The sequence below is a fragment of the Tardiphaga sp. 20_F10_N6_6 genome (genome assembly GCF_052076045.1).
In the GTDB taxonomy this organism is placed as follows: domain Bacteria; phylum Pseudomonadota; class Alphaproteobacteria; order Rhizobiales; family Xanthobacteraceae; genus Tardiphaga; species Tardiphaga robiniae.
The window spans coordinates 3,334,085-3,354,627 of record NZ_CP197239.1; the positions used below are offsets into that span (position 1 = coordinate 3,334,085).

General features: G+C 62.2%; 17 protein-coding genes. 11 read left to right on the plus strand and 6 right to left on the minus strand.

Annotation, left to right across the window (positions count from 1 at the left end; genetic code table 11):
- Window positions 1–53 precede the first annotated feature (53 nt).
- The 7 genes from AB7813_RS16130 to AB7813_RS16160 all read left to right on the plus strand — a co-directional run bounded on the left by AB7813_RS16130 (window position 54) and on the right by AB7813_RS16160 (window position 10,522).
- Window positions 54–2,747, plus strand: a complete 2,694-nt coding sequence (locus AB7813_RS16130; protein ID WP_439065047.1) for a DUF2339 domain-containing protein — start codon at window positions 54–56, stop codon at window positions 2,745–2,747.
- A 143-nt stretch (window positions 2,748–2,890) separates the two neighbouring features.
- Window positions 2,891–4,399 (plus strand): flavin-containing monooxygenase, encoded by a 1,509-nt coding sequence (locus tag AB7813_RS16135; RefSeq protein ID WP_439065048.1) that lies wholly within the window; start codon window positions 2,891–2,893, stop codon window positions 4,397–4,399.
- A gap of 186 nt (window positions 4,400–4,585) precedes the next feature.
- The gene (locus AB7813_RS16140) at window positions 4,586–6,277 is read left to right on the plus strand and encodes a thiamine pyrophosphate-dependent enzyme (protein ID WP_439084009.1); all 1,692 of its coding nucleotides are present in this window, start codon (window positions 4,586–4,588) and stop codon (window positions 6,275–6,277) included.
- 199 nt (window positions 6,278–6,476) lie between these two features.
- Window positions 6,477–7,259 carry an ABC transporter ATP-binding protein gene (locus AB7813_RS16145; protein WP_439074761.1) on the plus strand — a complete coding sequence of 261 codons (783 nt, stop codon included), beginning with the start codon at window positions 6,477–6,479 and terminating at the stop codon, window positions 7,257–7,259.
- Window positions 7,256–8,113, plus strand: coding sequence for an ABC transporter permease (locus AB7813_RS16150; protein ID WP_439084007.1), 858 nt, complete (start codon window positions 7,256–7,258; stop codon window positions 8,111–8,113). The genes AB7813_RS16145 and AB7813_RS16150 overlap by 4 nt, the downstream gene beginning before the upstream one ends.
- Window positions 8,114–8,144: 31 nt before the next feature.
- Window positions 8,145–9,113 carry an ABC transporter substrate-binding protein gene (locus AB7813_RS16155; protein ID WP_120287165.1) on the plus strand — a complete coding sequence of 323 codons (969 nt, stop codon included), beginning with the start codon at window positions 8,145–8,147 and terminating at the stop codon, window positions 9,111–9,113.
- Between the two features lie 71 nt (window positions 9,114–9,184).
- Window positions 9,185–10,522, plus strand: a complete 1,338-nt coding sequence (locus tag AB7813_RS16160; protein ID WP_439084005.1) for an amidase — start codon at window positions 9,185–9,187, stop codon at window positions 10,520–10,522.
- A 169-nt stretch (window positions 10,523–10,691) separates the two neighbouring features.
- Here AB7813_RS16160 and AB7813_RS16165 read toward each other — a convergent pair whose 3' ends face one another.
- The gene (locus tag AB7813_RS16165) at window positions 10,692–11,228 is read right to left on the minus strand and encodes a cupin domain-containing protein (protein ID WP_089266238.1); all 537 of its coding nucleotides are present in this window, start codon (window positions 11,226–11,228) and stop codon (window positions 10,692–10,694) included.
- A gap of 165 nt (window positions 11,229–11,393) precedes the next feature.
- Between AB7813_RS16165 and AB7813_RS16170 the strand changes: the two genes are divergently transcribed.
- The 3 genes from AB7813_RS16170 (at window position 11,394) to AB7813_RS16180 (ending at window position 12,868) form a co-directional block, all read left to right on the plus strand.
- A complete protein-coding gene (locus tag AB7813_RS16170; protein ID WP_089265843.1) occupies window positions 11,394–11,609 on the plus strand; it encodes a CsbD family protein in 216 nt (71 codons plus the stop codon).
- A 241-nt stretch (window positions 11,610–11,850) separates the two neighbouring features.
- Window positions 11,851–12,648, plus strand: a complete 798-nt coding sequence (gene trhO, locus AB7813_RS16175) for an oxygen-dependent tRNA uridine(34) hydroxylase TrhO (protein ID WP_439084004.1) — start codon at window positions 11,851–11,853, stop codon at window positions 12,646–12,648.
- Window positions 12,641–12,868: a SlyX family protein gene (locus tag AB7813_RS16180; protein WP_439084003.1), complete on the plus strand. Its 228-nt coding sequence runs from the start codon at window positions 12,641–12,643 to the stop codon at window positions 12,866–12,868. Before trhO ends, AB7813_RS16180 begins: the two co-directional genes overlap by 8 nt.
- 162 nt (window positions 12,869–13,030) lie before the next feature.
- Here AB7813_RS16180 and AB7813_RS16185 read toward each other — a convergent pair whose 3' ends face one another.
- Both AB7813_RS16185 and AB7813_RS16190 read right to left on the minus strand, forming a co-directional pair.
- Window positions 13,031–14,569: an AMP-binding protein gene (locus tag AB7813_RS16185; protein ID WP_439084001.1), complete on the minus strand. Its 1,539-nt coding sequence runs from the start codon at window positions 14,567–14,569 to the stop codon at window positions 13,031–13,033.
- Between the two features lie 149 nt (window positions 14,570–14,718).
- The gene (locus AB7813_RS16190) at window positions 14,719–15,324 is read right to left on the minus strand and encodes a nuclear transport factor 2 family protein (protein WP_175367789.1); all 606 of its coding nucleotides are present in this window, start codon (window positions 15,322–15,324) and stop codon (window positions 14,719–14,721) included.
- Window positions 15,325–15,407: 83 nt separating this feature from the next.
- Here AB7813_RS16190 and AB7813_RS16195 point away from each other — a divergent pair, with 83 nt between their 5' ends.
- The gene (locus AB7813_RS16195) at window positions 15,408–17,507 is read left to right on the plus strand and encodes a S9 family peptidase (protein ID WP_441228240.1); all 2,100 of its coding nucleotides are present in this window, start codon (window positions 15,408–15,410) and stop codon (window positions 17,505–17,507) included.
- Between the two features lie 127 nt (window positions 17,508–17,634).
- Here the strand turns inward: AB7813_RS16195 and hemC are convergent, their stop codons facing one another.
- The 3 genes from hemC to AB7813_RS16210 all read right to left on the minus strand — a co-directional run bounded on the left by hemC (window position 17,635) and on the right by AB7813_RS16210 (window position 20,391).
- Window positions 17,635–18,618: a hydroxymethylbilane synthase gene (hemC, locus tag AB7813_RS16200; RefSeq protein WP_439083998.1), complete on the minus strand. Its 984-nt coding sequence runs from the start codon at window positions 18,616–18,618 to the stop codon at window positions 17,635–17,637.
- Window positions 18,619–18,728: 110 nt separating this feature from the next.
- The gene (mctP, locus tag AB7813_RS16205; protein ID WP_439083997.1) at window positions 18,729–20,216 is read right to left on the minus strand and encodes a monocarboxylate uptake permease MctP; all 1,488 of its coding nucleotides are present in this window, start codon (window positions 20,214–20,216) and stop codon (window positions 18,729–18,731) included.
- On the minus strand, window positions 20,206–20,391 hold the full coding sequence (locus AB7813_RS16210) for a DUF3311 domain-containing protein (protein ID WP_093757178.1): 186 nt from the start codon (window positions 20,389–20,391) through the stop codon (window positions 20,206–20,208). Before AB7813_RS16210 ends, mctP begins: the two co-directional genes overlap by 11 nt.
- Window positions 20,392–20,543: the final 152 nt, after the last annotated feature.

Here is a 20,543-nt window from a genome sequence, read left to right on the forward strand (position 1 = left end):
CCGTTCCGGGGCATGATTGGCGTGTGCCCTGCTTCCTGAAGGTTTGATAGTCGATGTTCGATGATTTCGGTTTCGTCACGCTAGTGATTGCCATCGTTGCCTTCATCTTCGCGCGCAAGGCGCGCAATGAAGTGAAGGTGCTGCGCGCCCGGGTCGACGCCTATGAGGCGCTGCCGCGCGTGGCGGCAATGCCGGCCGCCGTCGCAAGGCCGGACCTCACACCGACCACGCCGAACATTGCATCCGCCCCTGCCGTATCCGAGACTCCAACCGAGGTGACCCGCGAAGCTGCCCCCTCGATCCAGCCGGATGTCCCTGCTCATACTACGCCCGAACCCGCCGCGCCTGTGGAAGCCCCTGCGGCTGGCCCCGGCTTCGAGGAACGCATCGGCACGCGCTGGGTGGTCTGGGTCGGCGGCCTCACGCTGGCGCTCGGCGGCTTCTTCATGGTGCGCTATTCCATCGAGGCCGGCCTGCTCGGCCCCGAAGTGCGCGTGCTGCTCGGCGGCCTGTTCGCCCTGGCACTGCTTGCCGTCGGCGAATTTGCGCGCCGCAAGGAAAGCCTGTCTGCGATTGCACCGCTGCCCATCGCCAATATTCCGGCGATCCTCACAGCGGCCGGCACTGCCGTCGCCTTTGCCACCGTCTACGCCGCCTATGCGCTGTACGACTTCCTCGTCCCCGGCACGGCCTTCGCCCTGCTCGGCATCGTCGCCATGTGCACCATGGCCGCGGCATTGCTGCACGGCCCGGCGCTCGCGGGCCTCGGCATTGCCGCCGCCTTCGTCACGCCGGTTTTGGTGTCGTCCGGCAAGCCGGACTACTGGGCGCTGTATATCTATCTCGCCATCGTCATGGCGGCTGCCTTCAGCCTCGCGCGTATCCGGCTGTGGCGCTGGTTGGCGCTGACCACCATCGTCTTCGCGACGCTGTGGACCCTGCCGGGCCTCGACGCCGGCACACCGGCACTCGCGCCCCATGCGTTCCATGTCCTGGCCGGCTTCATATTGGCCTCACTGCTGGTCGTCTGCGGCTTCCTGTATGGTCCGCCGGCCGAAGAAGGCCGCATCGAAGGCATCTCATCGGGCGCACTCAGTGCGAGCTTGCTCAGCGCGACGCTGGTCGTACTTTCCAGTTTTCATGCCGACATGGCCATGGTGACATTCGCGCTCGTCGTCGCCGGCACACTGTTCGTCGCCTGGTACGCTCAAGCCGCCACCGCGGCGGTTGCCGTGGCCGCAGGCTTCGTCGCCGTGGTCTTCCTGGAATGGGCCATCCAGGGCAATCTCGACATGCTGGTGCTGCCCGGCGGGCCACTGGCGGGCATCGGCGCCAGCCCGGTGGAAAGCTCGGTGTCGTTGCATCTCGCCTCCGCGGCGGTTTTCGCCCTCGGCTTCGGCGTGCTCGGCTTCCTCGCACAGGGCCGATCCGTTAGCGCCGTTATTCCGGTGATCTGGTCGGGCGCCGCGGTATTCACGCCGCTGGCGCTGCTGATCGCGCTCTATGCCCGCATCGCGCATCTCGATCGCTCGATCCCCTTCGCCATTCTCGCCGTGATCATCGGCGCAGCCTTCGCGGCCGCCACCGAACTACTCGGCAAGCGCGAGCCACGTCCGGGCCTCGCGATCTCCACGGCGCTGTTCGCCACCGGTACCCTCGGTGCGCTGGCGCTGGGGCTGACCTTTGCACTGGAGAAAGGCTGGCTCACCATCGCACTGTCGCTGATGGCGCTGGGCACAGCCTGGATCTCCATGCAGCGGCCGATCCCGTTCCTGCGCTGGCTCGCGGCCATCCTTGCCGGCATTGTCGTCGCCCGGATGGGATGGGAGCCGCGCGTGGTCGGAGATCTCGTCGGCACCACGCCGATCTTCAACTGGCTGCTATGGGGTTACGGCGTGCCCGCTACTTCGTTCTGGGCCGCCAGCATCCTGATGCGCCGGCGCGGCGATGATGCACCGCTGCGCATGGTGGAGTCCGCAGCGATCCTGTTCACGGTGCTGCTGGCCTTTATGGAGATCCGCCACTTCGTGAATGGCGGCGATGTCTATCGGTCCTCCTCGAGCCTCACCGAAGTCGCGCTGCAGGTCTGCGTCGCGCTGGCCATGGCAATCGGGTTGGAACGCCTGTGGGAGCGGAGCCGCAGCATCGTGCACAGCGTCAGTGCCGGGTTGCTGACGCTGTTCGCCGGCGTCGCAAGTCTCGGCGGGTTACTGTTCCTCACCAATCCCGGCATCTGGCACATCGATGTGGGCGGCGTGGTCATCAACCTGCTGCTGCTCGGCTATGCCCTCCCCGCGGTGCTCGCTTTGCTGCTGTCCTATGCCGTCGCCGGCCGTCGCAAGCCGGCCTACGGCAACACCATCGCCGGTGGCGCGCTGGTGCTAGCCCTGATGTATGTGACGCTGGAAATCCGCCGCATCTATCATGGCCCGATTTTCTACAACGCCGCGATCACCGATGCCGAGCAATATACGTTGTCGATCGCATGGCTCGGCTTTGGCGTCGTGCTGCTCGGCATCGGCATCCTCGTCAACTCTCAGCGCGCGCGGCTCGCCTCTGCCGTGGTGATCGCATTGACGGTGCTGAAGGCGTTCCTGGTCGACATGTCGTCGCTCACCGGCGTCTACCGCGCACTGTCCTTCATGTGCCTCGGCCTCGTGCTGGTAGCCATCGGCTGGCTGTATCAGCGCATCCTGTTCTCGAGACGCGCACAGTCACCCGCGGCGGCCCCTGCAGCAGAAAGCTGACGCCTCTCCAGCGCAATTCCCGCTTGCGCATTCCCTGCGATCGTCAATGATACCGATCGCGGCGATCTCCGGCCTTAAACCGGGGATCGCCGCATAAAAGCATCCGCGCACCAAGCGCGAGAGCCAAAAAAGATCGGGAGCCCATGAACGTCCAGCGAAAGATCGCCACAGATCCATCCGTCGAAAACTCCCCCGAACATGTCGATGTCATCGTCGTCGGCGCCGGGATCTCCGGCATCGGCGCCGCTTATCACCTCACCAAGCAAAATCCGGACACGCGTTTTCTGGTTCTGGAAACCCAGGACAGTTTCGGCGGCACCTGGCACACCCATCGCTATCCCGGCATCCGCTCCGACAGTGACCTGCATACGTTCGGCTATCGCTTCAAGCCCTGGACATCGGCGCCCATCGCCACCGCTGCGGAAATCCTGCGCTATATGGGGGACGTGATCGCCGAGAACGGCCTCGACACGCATATCCGCTATCGCCACAAGATATTGTCTGCCAACTGGTCGAATGCCGACAGGCTCTGGACGCTCACCGTCATCCGTCACGACACCGGCGAGACGCTGAACTTCACCACGCGTTTTCTCTGGATGTGTCAGGGCTATTACAACCACAATCAGGGCTACACGCCGCAATGGCCGGGCATGGGCCGGTTCAAGGGCCGCCTGGTGCATCCGCAGACCTGGCCGGAAGATCTCGACGTCACCGGCAAGAAGGTTGTCGTGATCGGCTCCGGCGCGACTGCCGCGACTCTGGTGCCGGCCATCGCCGATAAATGCGCTGAAGTCACCATGCTGCAGCGCTCGCCGACCTTCTTCATCACCGGCCGTAATGCCAACGCGCTGGCGGAGACGCTGCGCGAGCTGGATGTCGACGAAGAATGGGTCCACGAGATCGTCCGCCGCAAGATCCTGTTCGATCAGCAGGCCTTCACCAAGCGGACGAACAGCGAACCGGAGGTGGTGAAAGAGGAACTGCTGAAGGGCGTACAGGCCTATCTCGGCAAGGACTACGACATCGCCACCCATTTCACGCCGCGCTACCGACCATGGCGGCAGCGTATCGCCTTCATTCCGGATGGCGACCTGTTCCAGAGCATCAAGGCCGGCAAGGCGAGTGTCGTCACCGACGAGATCGAGACCTTCACGGAATACGGCATCACGCTGAAATCCGGCAAGACGATCGACGCCGACGTGGCCGTCACCGCCACCGGCTTCAATCTCAACATGCTCGGCGATATCGCCTTCTCCATCGATGACGCACCGCTGAATTTCTCCGACACTGTGACCTATCGCGGCATGATGTTCACCGGCGTGCCGAACATGGTGTGGATCTTCGGCTATCTCCGTGCCAGCTGGACATTGCGTGTCGATCTCGTCGCCGACTTCGTCTGCGGGCTGCTGAAGCACATGGAAGAGACCGGCACGACCACAGTGACGCCGATGCTGCGGCCCGAAGACCGCGACATGCCGCTACTGCCCTGGATCGATCCGGAGGACTTCAATCCCGGCTACATCATGCGCGGCATGCACCTGTTGCCGAAGCGCGGCGACAAGCAGGAGTGGCAGCACAACCAGGACTACTGGAGCGACAAGAACATATTTCCGGCCATCGCCTATGACGATCCGATCTTCCGATACACGTAACAAACGTTCAACACATCGCGCATTTCTCCAAGCATTGCGCAAACATAATTGACCATCATGAAACCGTTTCGCGGTTCAGCTATTGCTGCAGTGCGACCATTCGGCTCCAATCACAATTGGACCGACCGCATTGCTGCATCAGCCCGCCTCCCGGCGGAGAGCCAATTCTAGAAATCGGAGCCCCCAATGTCGAAAACTGTCGCGGATGAGATTGTCCATGTTCTTGAGACGATTGGCGTACAGCAGATTTTCGGCTTGATCGCCGACTCGCTTAATCCGCTGGCGGACTCGGTCCGGCGCAGCAAGATCGAGTGGGTCGGGGTACGGCATGAGGAAGGCGCGGCGCTGGCCGCCGCAGGCCAGGCCAAGCTCACCGGCAAGCTCGGCGTTTGCGCCGGCTCCACCGGGCCCGGCAGCACGCATCTCGTCGCCGGTCTCTATGAAGCGGCGCGCGATCACGCCCCGGTGCTGGCACTCTCGGGCGAAATGGCGCGGGCAGCCAAAGGCGTCGACTTCTTCCAGACCACCGAGCCGGACCTGCTGTTTCGCGACGTCGCACTCTACACCCAGACCATCACCACCGCCGCGCAGGCGCCCGGTGTGATCCATCAGGCCATCTCCACCGCCTATGCAGGGCCTGGCGTCGCGCATCTGACGCTGCCTGTCGACGTACTGTCGTCGAAAGCCGAAGGGGCGACAGCGAGCCTTGCCACGCTGGTGCCACGCGGCGAGATCCTGCCGAATGATGCCGCCATACAGGAAGCCGCCCGCCGCATCGACGAGGCCGGCAGCGTTGTCCTCATGTGCGGCCATGGCGCACTCGGCACCGCCGAACTCCTGCGCGCGCTCAGCGACAAGCTGAAGGCGCCACTGGTGCATTCGGTGCGCGGCAAGGAGATCATGGCGTTTGACGATCCACGCTGGATGGGCGGGCTCGGCATGATCGGCACCAAAGCCGTCTACAATGCCGTACATGATTGCGACCTGCTGGTGATGATCGGGACTGACTATCCTTATTCGAATTTCCTGCCCCGCAAGGGCAATGTCATCCAGATCGATGTGCGCGCCGAAGCGCTCGGCAGGCGCACACCGACGAGCCTCGGCGTCATCGGCTCGGCACGGCCAGCGCTGAAGATGCTGCTGGACAGGGTGCAGACCAAGACCGACGGCGAGTTCTTCGAGACGACCAGTCACGCCCGCAAGAAGTGGGATGAGATGCTCGACAAGCAGGCCGATCCTGCGCGCAGCAAGAACAATATCCACCCGCAGGCCGTCGCGCGCATCGCCAGCGATCTGGCACGGCCCGATGCAATCTTCGTGTTCGACACCGGTCTGAACACGCTGTGGTCGGCCAACTGGATCCGCCAGAACGGCACCCAGCGCATCATCGGCTCGTTCAACAATGCCGCGGTCGGCACGTCCGTCGGCCAGGGCAACGGCGTGCAGATCCTCGATCGCAGCAAGCAGGTGATCGTGCTCACCGGCGACGGCGGCTTCAACATGCTGATGGGCGAATTCATGACGGCTGTGCAGCACAAGCTGCCCATCAAGGTCATCGTCTATAACAACTCCGCCCTGGGCCTGATCACGCTGGAAGCCGAAAGCATTGGCCTGGCGCCGTTCCGCGAGGCCATCGAATTCCCCAATCCCGATTTCGCGGCACTGGCACGCGCCTGCGGCGCGCAAGGCTTTACGGCCAAGCAGCCTGGTGATCTGAAGAAGGCCATCGCCGACGCGCTGGCCTGTGACGGGCCCGCCATCGTCGATTGCGTAGTGGCGGCCGACGAGATCCCGAACCTGCCGCATGTGGATGCCGCCATGGTCGGCAATTACGCGCTGGCCAAGATCAGGGAAGCGGTGATGGCCGTCACGGGTTGATGCGCGAACTGTTCGCCAAAAATGCACTTCGGCGTGCCTGCTCAATTTATCGCCGAGAATAATTCCAGCCTGCCCAAAGCCGGGGCAAAACACTTCAAGCCTCAAGCTATCCGCAGAAAACCTGCGCGATTGCTTGAGGCTTTTTCGCGTCCAAGATGGCACGCAGCTTGCGTATGTGCGGTACCCAGGAAACCGCATCATGCCGCCGAAACAAGTTCAGCTCACCATCCAGAACATCAGCAAGTCGTTTGCCGGCAAGGGCGGCGACGTCAATGTGCTCGACGACCTCTCCTTCACCATCAACGAGCGCGATTTCGTCAGCATTATTGGCCCCAGCGGCTGCGGCAAGACGACCATCTTCAACATCATCGCCGGCCTGCTGGAGCCCGATGGCGGCACTATCACCTATCGCGGCAAGGAAATCGAAAGCCTGCGCGGCCGCGTCGGCTACATGATGCAGAAAGACCTGCTGTTTCCGTGGCGCACGGTGATGGGCAATGTACTGCTCGGGCTGGAGACTCGCGGCGTCGACCAGAAGGAGGCCGAGGAGAAAGCGCGCGAGTATCTCAAGCAGTTCGGCCTCGCCGGCTTCGAGAACGCCTATCCCAAGACCCTGTCCGGTGGAATGCGCCAGCGCGTGGCGCTGATCCGTACGCTGATCATGGATCCCGACATCCTGCTGCTCGACGAGCCATTCTCGGCGCTGGATTATCAGACGCGGCTGTATCTCGAAGGCGTGCTCAAGGATGCGGTCCAGAAATTCAACAAGACGGTCATCCTCGTGACCCATGACATCGACGAGGCGGTCGCGCTGTCGAAGCGCGTCGTCGTGCTGTCCGGCCGCCCGGCACGGGTGAAGGTCGTGCATGAGATCGACATCGAGGCAACCTCACCCATCACCGCGCGCAACGACGTGAAATTCTCGACTTATTTCAAGACGCTTTGCGCCGAACTCGATATCCAGACGGAGACAACATCATGAGCCTCGTGATGTCCGGCACATCCGCGCGCAAGAAGACCGCACCGCGCAAGTCCCGCAAGAAGCGATCGACCTTCGACACGACGCTCGGCCGCGCGGTGTTGCAGCTGCTCGCCGTCGCAGTGTTCTTCGCGCTATGGGAGGCCGGCGTGCATGCCGGCTATATCTCGGCATTTTTGATGGGGTCGCCATCTGGCATCTTCGCCACGTTCTACAAGCTGGTCCTGAGCGGCGAACTGCTGTCGGATTCCTGGTACACGCTGTTCGAGGCCATTTTGGGCTTCATCATCGGCACCATCTTCGGATCGCTGTTCGGTCTGGCGCTGTGGTATTCGGTGTTCGTCGCGAAGCTGGTCGAGCCCTTCATCGTTGCCATCAATTCCGTGCCGAAGATCGCGCTCGCGCCCATCGTGGTGCTGTGGTTCGGCACCGGCCTGATCTCGAAGGTCGCACTCGCCGTTTCACTCACTGCACTGGTAGCGCTGATCGCCGCTTATCAGGCGGCCAAGGATGCCGACGTCGATCTGCAGTCGCTGATGATCTCCATGGGCGCCGACAAGCATCAGGTGTTCTGGAAGGCTGTGGTGCCATCCACACTGCCGTCGATTATCGCCACCTTCCGCATCAATATCGGTTTCGGCCTGGTCGGGGCCGTGGTCGGCGAATTCATCTCGTCGCAGCGCGGCCTCGGCCACATGATCTTCCTCGCCTCCAGCCTGTATGACCTAAATTCGGTCTGGGTTGGGCTATTCACGCTGATGATCCTCGGCTTCGTGCTCTATTACGTCATCGACATCATCGAGCGCACTTCGCTGCCGTGGAAGCAGGCGACCACCTCGCATCAGGTCCAGGTTTAATCCCCCCTTTCCACCATAACGGAGACGTTCTATGTCATTGTTGAAGCGTATCACCGGCGCGGTCGCGCTGGCTGGAGTCTTGCTCGCCACGCCAGCGATGGCGCAGAACAAGAAGGTGGTGTTGTCGCAGGCCTTCCAGTCGATGCTGTATTTGCCGCTCTATGTAGCCATCAACGAAGGCTTCTTCACCGCGCAGGGCCTCGACCTCACCAAGGAAACCGCAGGCTCGCCCACGGTCGCACTCTCGGCGGTGATCTCCGGCAGCGCACAGTTCTCGATCCATGGCCCGGAATGGACAGCCATTGCGGCCTCCAAGGGCGCGCCGGTCGGCATCATCGCCAATGTGGTCAACGGCGCCGCCGTGTGGATCGCGACCGCGCCGGATTTCAAGTTCACTGACGTCAAGAGCCTGAAAGGCCAGAAAGTGGTCGTCGGCACCATGCCGACCACCAGCACCTCGCTGTTCCTGAAGCTGCTGAAGGAGAACGGCATGGACGGCAAGACCGATGTGGAGATGATCCCAGTCGCAATCGGCAGCGAACCGGGTCCGTTCCTCGCCAAGCAGGCTGACGTCGCCGTAATGTATGAACCCGGCCTCGATCAGGTCGTCGCCAAGGGCATGAAGGTGGTCTACGGCTTCCCGAAGAGCTACGGCGCCTATGCATTTTCGTCGGTGACCGCGCGCAATGACGTCAATCCGGATCTGGCGCAGCGCGTCACCAACGGTATGGAAATGGCGATGCGCTTCATGAAGAAAGATCCTGCCAAGACCGTGGCCATTGCGCAGAAGGAATTTCCAACGCTGGATCCGGCCGTGATCGAATCCGCCGTCAAGCGTATGCTGGCCGACGGCGTCTATCCGGACAGCGTCGATATTTCTGCACCCTCGCTGAAGATCTCTATGGACACCCAGATCGCGCTCGGCAATCTCGCGGCCCAGCCTGACTATGACAAGTTTGTCGTGAAGAAATATATCGAGCCCGCATTGGCGATGAAGTAATATCGAAGGCGCGCAGCCTCGCGGTTGCGCGCCTCTCTCGATCCCAGAAGAAACGTTCAGGACGAAACGACATGACGAATGCAACCGCGCGCACTGCAACATCTGGCGCGGGGGTTCTGGACCTGCTGCGGCTGTTCAAGGGCAACACATCTGCGGCAGATCACTACGCATCGGAGCGGCTCGCACAGGCCAAGGCTGCCGAGCCCATGCTGAAGGCCTTTGAGGTCCTCCCCACCGACACTGTGCGCAAGCCAGGGCCGCTCTCCGGCATTCCCGTCGCCGTCAAGGATATCATCGCCACCACCGACATGCCGACCACCAATGGCTCGGCCGTTTATGCCGATTACGTGCCATCGGCCGATGCATGGGTCGTCGAACGTCTGCGCAATCTCGGCGCCACCATCTTCGGCAAGACCGTCTCCACCGAATTCGCCTGGCGCCATCCCGGCCCGACCACCAATCCATGGAACAGCAAGCACACGCCGGGCGGTTCGTCCTCCGGCTCCGCAGCCTCCGTCGCTGCCGGTATCGTGCCACTGGCGCTGGGCACGCAGACGCTGGGCTCCATCGTCCGCCCCGCCGCCTTCAATGGCGTCGTCGGCTTCAAGCCGAGCTTCGGCGCTATCCCCCGCAGCGGCGCGCACCACCTCAGCCAGTCGCTCGACCACATCGGCTTCTTCGCGCGCAAGGTCGATGACGTCGCCTATGCGCTGTCACTGATCGCAGGCACCAGCGACAGCGATCCGCATGGCGCGTCGGTGCCGGGTTTCGAAATCTCCGTCGAGCGCGGTGTACCGCCGCTGCCGTCACCACGTCTCGCAGTGGTGCGCTTTGCCAAATTCGCCAAGGCCGAGAGCGAACAGCAACAGGTGTTCGAGGCCTCTGTCGCGCGACTGCGCAGCGCCGGCGCGTCGATCGAGGAACTTGAACTGCCCGAACTGGATCGCAGCAACTGGGACGCGATCAACATCATTCTGGCCGCCGAAGGGGCGGTGATCTTTGGCGATCTCGTCGCACGCTATCCTGACAAGACCAGCGATCACCTGAAGAAACTGGTGGAAACCGGCAGCGCCATCAGCGCGGCAGCCTATCTCAAGGCCAAGGCGTTGCAGACAAAGCTGCGCGCGGACTTCACCGCGCAGATGACGAATTACGATGCGGTGCTGACGCTGCCGGCCTATGGCGAAGCACCGGAAGGGCTGAGCTATACCGGCGATGCCGAATATTGCGCGCCATGGACCCTGATCGGCGTGCCCGCGCTGTCGCTGCCGGCCGGGTTCGGCAAGAACCATCTGCCGCTCGGCCTGCAGGTGGTCGGCCCCTATCTGAACGATCTGCGCACACTGCGCGTGGCAAAATGGATCGAGAGCGCGCTGGCGTTTTCGCCGGGACTGCCCGAGATCAAATAGCCTTCTTCCCTCGCCCCGCTTGCGGGGAGAGGGTGGCGCGGCAAGCGAAGCTTGTCGCGACGGGTGAGGGGGAGTCAGCGAGTGAAACACTGACTCCCCCTCACCCGCTTTCCATATGCTGCGCATGTGGAAAGCGACCTCTCCCCGCAAGCGGGGCGAGGTAAAATAACTATTTCTTCACCGCCCCATCGGGATGCGTAGGATCGACCCACAACACCGTCTCCGGCTTCTCCACCGGCTCGATATCGATATTGATGGCGACCGCTTCGCCGTCGCTGCGCACCAGCACGCATTCCAGCACTTCGTCAGCGCTGGCATTGATCTCCTGATGCGGCACGTAAGGCGGCACGAAGATGAAATCGCCAGGACCGGCCTCCGCGGTAAACTGCAGGCGATCGCCCCAGCGCATCCGCGCCTTGCCCTTCACCACATAGATGACGCTTTCGAGATGGCCGTGATGATGCGCTCCAGTCTTGGCATCCGGCTGGATCGACACGGTGCCGGCCCAGAGCTTCTGCGCACCGACGCGCGCGAAATTGATCGCGGCCGCGCGGTCCATGCCTTTGGTCGATGGCACGTTGGTATCGAGATTGTCGGCGGGAATGACGCGAATGCCGTCGTGCTTCCAGCGATCTGGATCATGGTCGTGAGAATGATCATGCGCGTGATCGTGCGGATGAGTGTGATCGTGGCCGTGACCGGACATTTCAATGCCTTCTTGGGTTCCGAAGAAATGCTGCCACCGCATGCGGCATCACGCCCCCGGGAGTGAGGAACATTCAATTGAGCTGGCAATTGTCTCTGCGAAGCTCAAGCAGCGCGTATCGAGAATGGTCTCGGAACTGCGTCTGCTACATGACAGGAGTATCCCATGGGTGCCACCGCAGACAAGATCAAGGGAACCGCAAACGAAGCCATCGGCAAGGCCAAGCAGGGCATCGGTGAAGCGACCGGCTCTGACCGCCTGCAGGGCGAAGGCCTGATCCAGGAAGGCAAGGGCCACGCGCAGAAGGCCGTCGGCGATGCCAAGCAGGCTGCCAAGGACGCCGCCGACAAGGCGTCGGATTTTGCGAACCGCAAACTTTAACCAATTCCAACCGGCGGAGTTTTGACTCCTCCGTCGGTCGCAGGTGACGCTGCAAAAGAAGCCGGTCCCGTAAGGGGCCGGTTTTTTGCGTTCTGGCACCCACGCGTTGAGCTGGTTGCGCCGGGTATGACATAGGTCAATACCTGCGCAGGGGGGCATCCGGCCCAAAGCCCTGATGGCAACGATATTTCGGCCAGTTCCCGGACTTCCCCCTCGCGGGTCCGGCTGGTAAACCCCCGCCATGTTCAAGGTCGCCGCCCTCTATCAATTCGCCGCGCTGCCGGATTTTCGGCAATTGCGCGAGCCGCTGCGCGCACTCTGCGTCAACCTCGGCATCAAAGGCTCGATCCTGCTGGCCGAGGAGGGCATCAACGGCACCGTGGCTGGCACCGACGCTGCCATCGATGCGCTGGTGCACGAACTTGAGACCGGCGTGATGTTCAGCGGCCGACTGAACCATCTGGAGCTGAAATTCTCCCGCGCCAGCCTGATGCCGTTCCTGCACATGAAGGTGCGGCTGAAGAAGGAGATCGTCACCCTCGGCGATCCCCGGACCGATCCGACCAAGACCGTCGGCACCTATGTGGATGCCGCCGACTGGAACGAGCTGATCGCGGACGAGAACACGCTGGTGCTCGATACGCGCAATGCTTTCGAAGTGGCAATGGGCACCTTCGAGGGTGCGGTCGATCCGGAGATCGCAAGCTTCGGCCAGTTCAAGGATTTCGTCGCACGCACGCTCGATCCCGCCAAGCACACGAAAATCGCGATGTTCTGCACCGGCGGCATCCGCTGCGAGAAGGCGAGCTCGTATCTGTTGTCGCGCGGCTTCGCCGACGTCTATCACCTCAAGGGTGGCATCCTGAAATATCTCGAGGAGATTCCTGAGGTCGAGAGCCGCTGGCGCGGCGAATGCTTCGTGTTCGACCAGCGCGTCGCGCTCGGTCATGGCCTTGTCGAGAGCCAGTCGATCAGGCCTGACTTGCCGATCAATTCGGAAGATTTTGCGATGCTGCGGGAGAGCGCATCCGATGAGTGAGACCGCAAACGACCTGACAGGCTTGCGCGAACGTATCGACGCACTCGAAGCCCGCGTCGCCTATCAGGACGACACGATTGAAACGCTGAATGCGACGATCACCGCTCAGTGGAAACAGATCGACATGCTGACGCGGCAGGTCGCCACGCTCGGCGAGCGGCTGCAGGAAGCCGAAAGCAATAGCGGTGCGCCGCGGAATGAACCTCCACCGCATTATTGAGGCGGCGATCCCAAACTCAGCCGTCGTCCCCGCGGAGGCGGGGACCCATACACGCCGAAGAGTTGGAAAAGACGCTGTGGTTATAACTCTGCCGCTTGAACCATACTGACCGTGGTTATGGGTCCCCACCTCCGCGGGGACGACACCTGATAGGCCAGTGCTCTAAACCGACAAATCCGCCGCCAGTTTCCGGTCTCGCAACTCGCGCTTCAGCACCTTGCCGATGGCACTGCGCGGCAGCACATCGACCAGCACGACATCGTTGAGGCGCTGGAACTTGCCGACACGCTCATTCGTCCAAGCCTTCAGCCCCGGCGCATCGACTGAGGCACCCGCCTTCATCACCACGAAGGCGACCGGTGTCTCACCCCACTCTTCCGACGGCATGGCCACGACAGCGGCTTCGAGCACGTCCTCGTGTTTCGTCAGCACGGCTTCGAGATCGCTCGGATAGATGTTGAAACCGCCGGAAATGATCATGTCCTTCTTGCGGTCCATCAACTGCAGAAAGCCGTCTTCGTCGAAACGTCCGACATCGCCAGTCCGCACATAGCGTTTGCCGGAGGCATCGTGCCAGAACGTCTCGGCGGTCTTGCCGGGCTGATTGAGATAGCCCTGCATGATGACGGGCGAATGCCCGACCACTTCGCCAATCTCGCCTTGGGCAACGAAATTGCCGTCATCGTCAATCAGGCGAATGTCGTGATCAGGCGCCGGCTGACCGACCGTGTGCAGCTTGGTTGGATGTTCATGCGCCAGCAGCACGCAGGTGCCGCCGCCTTCGGTCATCCCGTAATATTCGGTCAGCCCGCCAGGCCAGCGTTTCAACACGTCGGCCTTCAGCGCGCCGCCGAATGGCGCCGAGGTCGAGAATTTCATCAGGAAAGACTTTAGATCGAAGCTGTCGAAATCCGGCACGGACATGATGCGGCGATACTGCACCGGCACCAGCATCGCATGGGTCGCCCGATGTCTGGCGCTGAGTTCAAGGAAGCCGCGCGCATCAAACTTCTTCATCAGCACCAGGGTGCCGCCACCGGCGAGTGTCGGATTGAAACAGACCAACGTGGTGTTGGAATAGAGCGGCGTCGACAGCACGGTGACCGCATCCGGCCCGTAGCCGAGCGGATCGAGCTGACCATATTGCCGCCAGCGCATCAAGCAAGTGTGGATGATGCCCTTCGGCGTACCAGTCGTGCCCGAAGAATAGATAATGTTGAAGACCCATTCCGGATCGATCGCCACCGGCGTGGGCTTCACGCCTTCCGGCGCCAGCCATTGCGCGAACGGCTTTCCGGCCTTGCCGCCGTCAAGCGCAATGCGCTGGACCGACGGATCGATCGCAGCATCCGCAAAGGAGGCCGCCGTCGCGTCATCCATGAACAGGATTTTTGCCGCTGCATCCTTCACCATTGCGGCGAAATCCGTGGGTGTCGATGACGGCGCCAGCGGAGCGACCGCCACACCGACGCGCAACGCACCAAGAAACACCGCTGCATATTCGATCGACGACAGCGCACAGATGGAGATCGCGTCGCGCGGCTTGAGGCCACTGGCCTGCAGTGACGCAGCGATACGGTCGATCAGCGCATCGAAGGCGGCGTAATCGATCTGGCGATCGGCATCGATCACGGCGATCTTGGTCGGCTTGGACGCGGCGGTGTCACGGACCAGTGCATCGAGGGTGATGAAGTCGGGCATGTTGTTTCTCCCAGTCTTTTTTGTTCTTTATCAACTATCCACGTCATTGCGAGGAGCGGAGCGACAAAGCAATCCAGAAAGCGACAAGGAAAGACTGGATTGCTTCGTCGCCAAGAGGCTCCTCGCAATGACGGCTGAGGGTAAGGCGGCTACCGATCCAGCTTTTCGCCGTTCAGCCACTTCTTGCCGCTGGCATAAAGCGCCTCCACCGCGTCGCCGCGCAGGCCGGGCATATCAGGCTTGATCTGATAACCGATCTGGCTCTGCAGATAAGCGAGATGGCGATAGCCTTCCGGGAAACTCGCGAGCAGATCCGCATCGAGCTTCAACGGCGCGCCGGGCACTACGGGGTCCATGCGGTCCTTCTCGTAGATCGGCTGCCGCAACACCATGCCCCATTTGCCATCACGTTTTTCGAGGAAATCGTAAAACCGCCCGGTCAGCATCACGTCGACATTGACGCCGTGCACCAGCGCGCGCTGGGCAATGGTCATCTTGGTCTGCGAAATTGCGCGGGTGCCAGCGAGATCGATCGATTGCGCGCCGAGGAAATGCATGATCGACACGCCCTTGGCCCAGCCGGCCTTGCTCATGGCGATGAACTCGTCCGCGGTGCCCTGGGTCCAGGTGGCTACCATGCGGCCATCGTCGAACCAGACGGTGCGGAAGCGGTCCCAGTCGCCGGCATCGCGCCAGACCACCCAGTTTTCAATGAGATCGCGGATGGCAAGGCGGTCGATAATCTCTATATCCATGGAATATCCAATATGCGGGGCAGGCGCCGATGCGCGCGTGTTCCGTAATCATATCCGATCAGGCTTCCGCGAAAAGAGCGTTCATGACAAAGCAGACATCCTCCATGCCCGCGCCGGTTGCGCCGCGTCATCCGCATTCCTTCACGACCCATGGCATCACCGTCAGCGATGATTACGCCTGGCTGAAGGATGCCAAATGGCAGGAGGTGCTGCGCGACCCCAGCGTGCTGGAGCCGGAGATCCGCACCTATCTCGACGCCGAGAACGCCTATACCGACAGCCTGCTCGGCGGCACGGCGGCGCTGCAGGCAAGGCTGGTCGCGGAAATGCGTGGCCGCATCAAGGAGGACGATTCCAGCGTGCCGTCGCCGGATGGCCCTTATGCTTATTTGCGGAAATTCCGCGAGGGCGGCCAGCACGAATTGTTCGGCCGCACGCCACGGGATGGCGGCGAGGCCACCATCATTCTCGATGGCGACAAGCTCGCGGCCAACCACAAATATTTCAAGTTCGGCGGCGCCCGCCATTCGCCCGATCACGCGCTGGAAGCCTGGAGTGCCGACGTCAAAGGCTCGGAATATTTCACCATCCGTGTACGTGACTGGGCCACTGGCAAGGACCTTGACGACGTGGTCGAGGAGACCGATGGCGGCGTGGTGTGGACGCTCGATTGCAAGTCCTTCTTCTATGTGAAGCTCGACGACAACCATCGCCCGATGCAGGTCTGGTTGCACAGGCTCGGCACCAGGCAGGCAGACGACAAACTTATCTTCGAGGAGCACGATTCGGGCTGGTTCACCCATATCCATGAAAGCGCCAGCGGCCGCTTCTGCGTCATCGCGGGCGGCGATCATGAGACCTCCGAGCAGCAACTGATCGATCTCGCAGCACCAGACATGCCCCCCCGCCTCGTGGCGAAGCGCGAAGAGGGCGTGCAATATTCGCTGGCCGATCGTGGCGACGAGCTGTTCATCCTGACCAATGCCGATGGCACCATCGACTTCAAGATCGTCACCGCGCCACTGGCGGCGCCCGCGCGCACGAACTGGAAAGACCTGATTCCCTATCGCGAAGGCATCTATGTCCTCGACATGGATCTCACGGCCGGCCATCTCGTCCGTCTGGAGCGCGCCAATGCTCTGCCGTCGATTGTGATTCGCGATCTCACCACCAAGGAAGAACACGCTATCGCCTTCGACGAAGCCGCCTATTCGCTCGACACCATGGGCGGCTACGAATTCGATACGACCACGCTTCGCTTCGCCTATTCCTCGATGACGACGCCGTCGGAAGTCTATGACTACGACATGGCGACGCGCGAGCGTACGTTGCGCAAGCGCCAGGAGATTCCGTCGGGGCACAATCCCGCCGACTATGTCACCACGCGCATCATGGCCAAGGCACATGACGGCGCCGAGGTTCCGGTGTCGATCCTGCATCGCAAGGACCTGGCACGGGACGGCAAGGCGCCGCTGCTGCTCTATGGCTATGGTTCCTACGGCATGGCGATGCCTGCGTCGTTCTCCGCCAACCGGCTGTCGCTGGTCGATCGCGGTTTCGTCTATGCCATCGCGCATATCCGCGGCGGCGCCGACAAGGGCTGGGGCTGGTATCTCGACGGCAAGCGCGACAAGAAGACGAACTCGTTCGACGATTTCGCCGCGGCTGCGCGCGCGCTGATCGACGCGAAATATACTTCGGAGAAGCGCATCGTTGGCCATGGCGGCAGCGCCGGCGGCATGCTGATGGGCGCCGTCGCCAATCGCTCCGGCGAGCTATTCTCCGGCATCGTTGCCGAAGTGCCATTCGTCGATGTGCTCAACACCATGCTCGACGACACGCTGCCACTGACGCCGCCGGAATGGCCCGAATGGGGCAACCCGATCGAGAGCGAAGCCGACTTCAAGACCATCCTGTCCTACTCGCCCTATGACCAGGTCGCGGCGAAAGCCTATCCGAAGATCCTGGCGATGGGTGGCCTCACCGATCCACGCGTCACCTATTGGGAGCCGGCGAAATGGATCGCACGGCTGCGCGCGACGATGACGGGTGGCGGGCCGGTGCTGCTGCGGACGAATATGGGCGCCGGTCACGGTGGCGCGTCCGGGCGTTTCAACCGGCTGGATGAGATCGCGATCGTCTATGCGTTCGCACTGTGGTCGGTGGGGATGGCGGAGAGCTAGTCGCCACACACTCCGTCATGGCCGGGCCTGACCCGGCCATCCAACTTCACTGTCGTACATCAAAAGATGGATGCCCGGGTCAAGCCCGGGAATGACGTGGAGAGGGCAAAGTGTCGTATCGAACGGCCTAGTGCTCCGGCCGATTGGCCTCGATCAGCGCGCCGGCGCCCTTGTCGAGCAGCTCCAGCCCGACAGCCCGCCCCAGCTCGCGCGGACGATCCGCCGGCCCTATGCGCGTCACCTCAATGAACTGCCCGCCGGCTTCATCCAGCACCGATGCGGTCAGCGACATCTCGTGCCCTGAGATCACCGAATAGCCGGCGATCGGCGAATTGCAGTGGCCGTTCAGCACCCAAAGCACCTCGCGCTCGGCATCGCAGGACAGATGCGCCGCAGGGTCGTCGATCAGTGACAGATGACACCGCGAGGCCCAATCATGCGCCGCGCATTCGACTGCGACGATGCCCTGCCCCACAGCCGGCAACATTTCCTGCGGCGTGAAATCACGTGCGATGCGGCTCGCCAATCCAACACGCTCGAGGCCTGAACGCGCCATGATCAGCGCGTCGGCGGGACCGACCTCGCCGCCATCAGGCAGCCGCTGCATTTCGCCATTGTCGAGTTTGCGCACGCGCGTATCGGCGGCACCGCGGAAGTGGATCACCTCGATCTCGGGAAATAGCCGCCGAATATAGGCCGCGCGGCGCACGGCGTTGGTGCCGATTTTGAAGCCTTTGCCATGCGTGCGCTTGAGATCGTCGAGGCTGACGCCTTCGCGCAGCACCAGTGCATCGGTCGGCGGATCGCGCACCAGCGTGGCGCCGATCACGAGACCCGGCGTGTCTTCATTGCCGGGCATGTCCTTCAGCGAATGCATCGCCGCATGCAGCGTACCCTTGAGCACGGCCGCGCGAATTTCGCCGACGAAAGCGCCGCCCTTGCCGCCATGCTTCAGGAGATTGCTGGTCTGGTCGCGGTCGCCGACCGGCTCGAATTTCACGATCTCGACGGCCAGTTCCGGCGCGACCACCGCCAGCCGGCGCGCGATCTCTTCGGTCTGGGCCAGCGCCATGGTGCTTTTGCGCGTGCCGATGCGCATCGATTCAGTCACTCAGGCAAGCTCCATCCGGCGGTCCCGCACAGGGATGGCGGGCATTCGCGCGGACAATAAAGCCAGCGCGCGCCGGAAACAATGCGCGCGCGGGCTTTACAACGAAGCCTTTAAGTGCTCGACGCCTCGGCCGTTGCCACCGGCTTCCGCACCACGAGATTGACCAGCATTGCGACCACGATATTCGCGACGAGGGCAATCAGCCCGACATAGACCGTCGCCTGGAAGCTGCCGATCGACAGCAAGTGCAGCGGCTTGAGGCCGTCCGTCCACGCCAGATATGTGCCGCCAAACAGGCCGACGACCCAGCCGGCCAGCAAGGCCGGTGCGGTGAACCAGCGGGTGAACAGGCCGAAGATCAAGGCCGGCAGCGTCTGCAGGATCCACAGGCCTCCGAGAAGCTGCAGGTCGAGCGCGAACTGCGTCGGCAGATAGATGATGACCAGCAGCGCGCCGACCTTCACCACCAGCGACGCGATCTTGGCAACGGCTGCTTCACCCGCCGTATCGACCTGCGGATTGACATAGGCCTTCCAGAAATTGCGGGTAAAGAGATTGGCAGCACCAATGCTCATCACCGCTGCCGGGACCAGCGCGCCGATGGCAATCGCCGCAAAAGCGAAGCCTGCGAACCAGCTCGGAAACAGCGTCTGGAACAGCGCCGGTACCACGTCATTATTGCTGGCGAGCTTCAACTTGGCGGCGTGGCCCATATAGCCGAGCAGCGCCAGCAGGCCGAGCATCAGTGTATAGGCCGGTAACAGTACGGCGTTCTTGCGGATGGTCGTGGCGCTCTTGCTGGCGAAGATACCGGTCAGCGTATGCGGATACATGAAGGCCGCGAGCGCCGAACCAAGTGCCAGCGTGGCATAGGCGACATACTGGCTGGGCTGCAGCAGGATACTGCCCGAGCCCTTGGCCTTGAATGCCTGATCGGCGGCGTCGAACACTGCGGCATAGCCGCCGAGCTTGCCGGGGATCACTGACACTGCCGCGATGACGGCGATATAGATCATGATGTCCTTGACGAAAGCGATCAATGCCGGCGCGCGCAGGCCCGAAGAGTAGGTGTAGAGCGCGAGCACGACAAAGGCCGCGATCAGCGGCAATTCGCCTTCGAAGCCAAGCGCCTTCACAGCCGTGGCCATACCGATCAGCTGCAGCGCGATATAGGGCATGGTGGCGACGACACCGGTGATGGCGACTGCTGCTTCCAGCATGCGTGAACCATAGCGGCCATGCACAACGTCGGCGGCAGTGACATGGCCGTTGTCCTTGGCGACCTGCCACAGCCTCGGCATCACCATGAACACGATGGGATAGACCAGGATCGTGTAAGGCAGCGCGAAGAAGCCGTAAGCACCGACCGAATAGACCAGTGCCGGCACGGCAATCACCGTATAGGCGGTATAGAAATCGCCGCCGACCAGAAACCAGGTTATCCAGGTGCCGAACTGGCGGCCACCAAGGCCCCATTCGTCGAGACTGGCCAGCGTTTTCGGGCGGCGCCACTTCGAGGCGACGAAGCCCATCACGGTGACGAGCGCGAAGAAGAACAGAAAGACCGCAACGGCGGGAATATCGAGCTCAGTCTTCATTGGCGTAAGTCCGGTAAGCGAGCCAAGTCAGAAAGGCGGTCATCGGCACCCAGGCGAGCTGGTACCAGTAGAAGAACGGAAAGCCGAACAGCACCGGATCATGAAAATTGTAGAACGGGACCCAGAGCAGGCCGACGAAGGGGATCAGCAGAAGCCATAAGAAATGGCGGGCCATGGCGCGGCTCCTCTCGATAGGCGGGCAGCGCCGGATGCCACGATTATTTTACGGCGCAGAATTTTGCGCTGTGTAGGTGCGACATTCTGTCATGTAAACACGATGCTGCCGCAGGGCTGCCATTCGCGGAGTGGACGCGCCGCAACGACAAA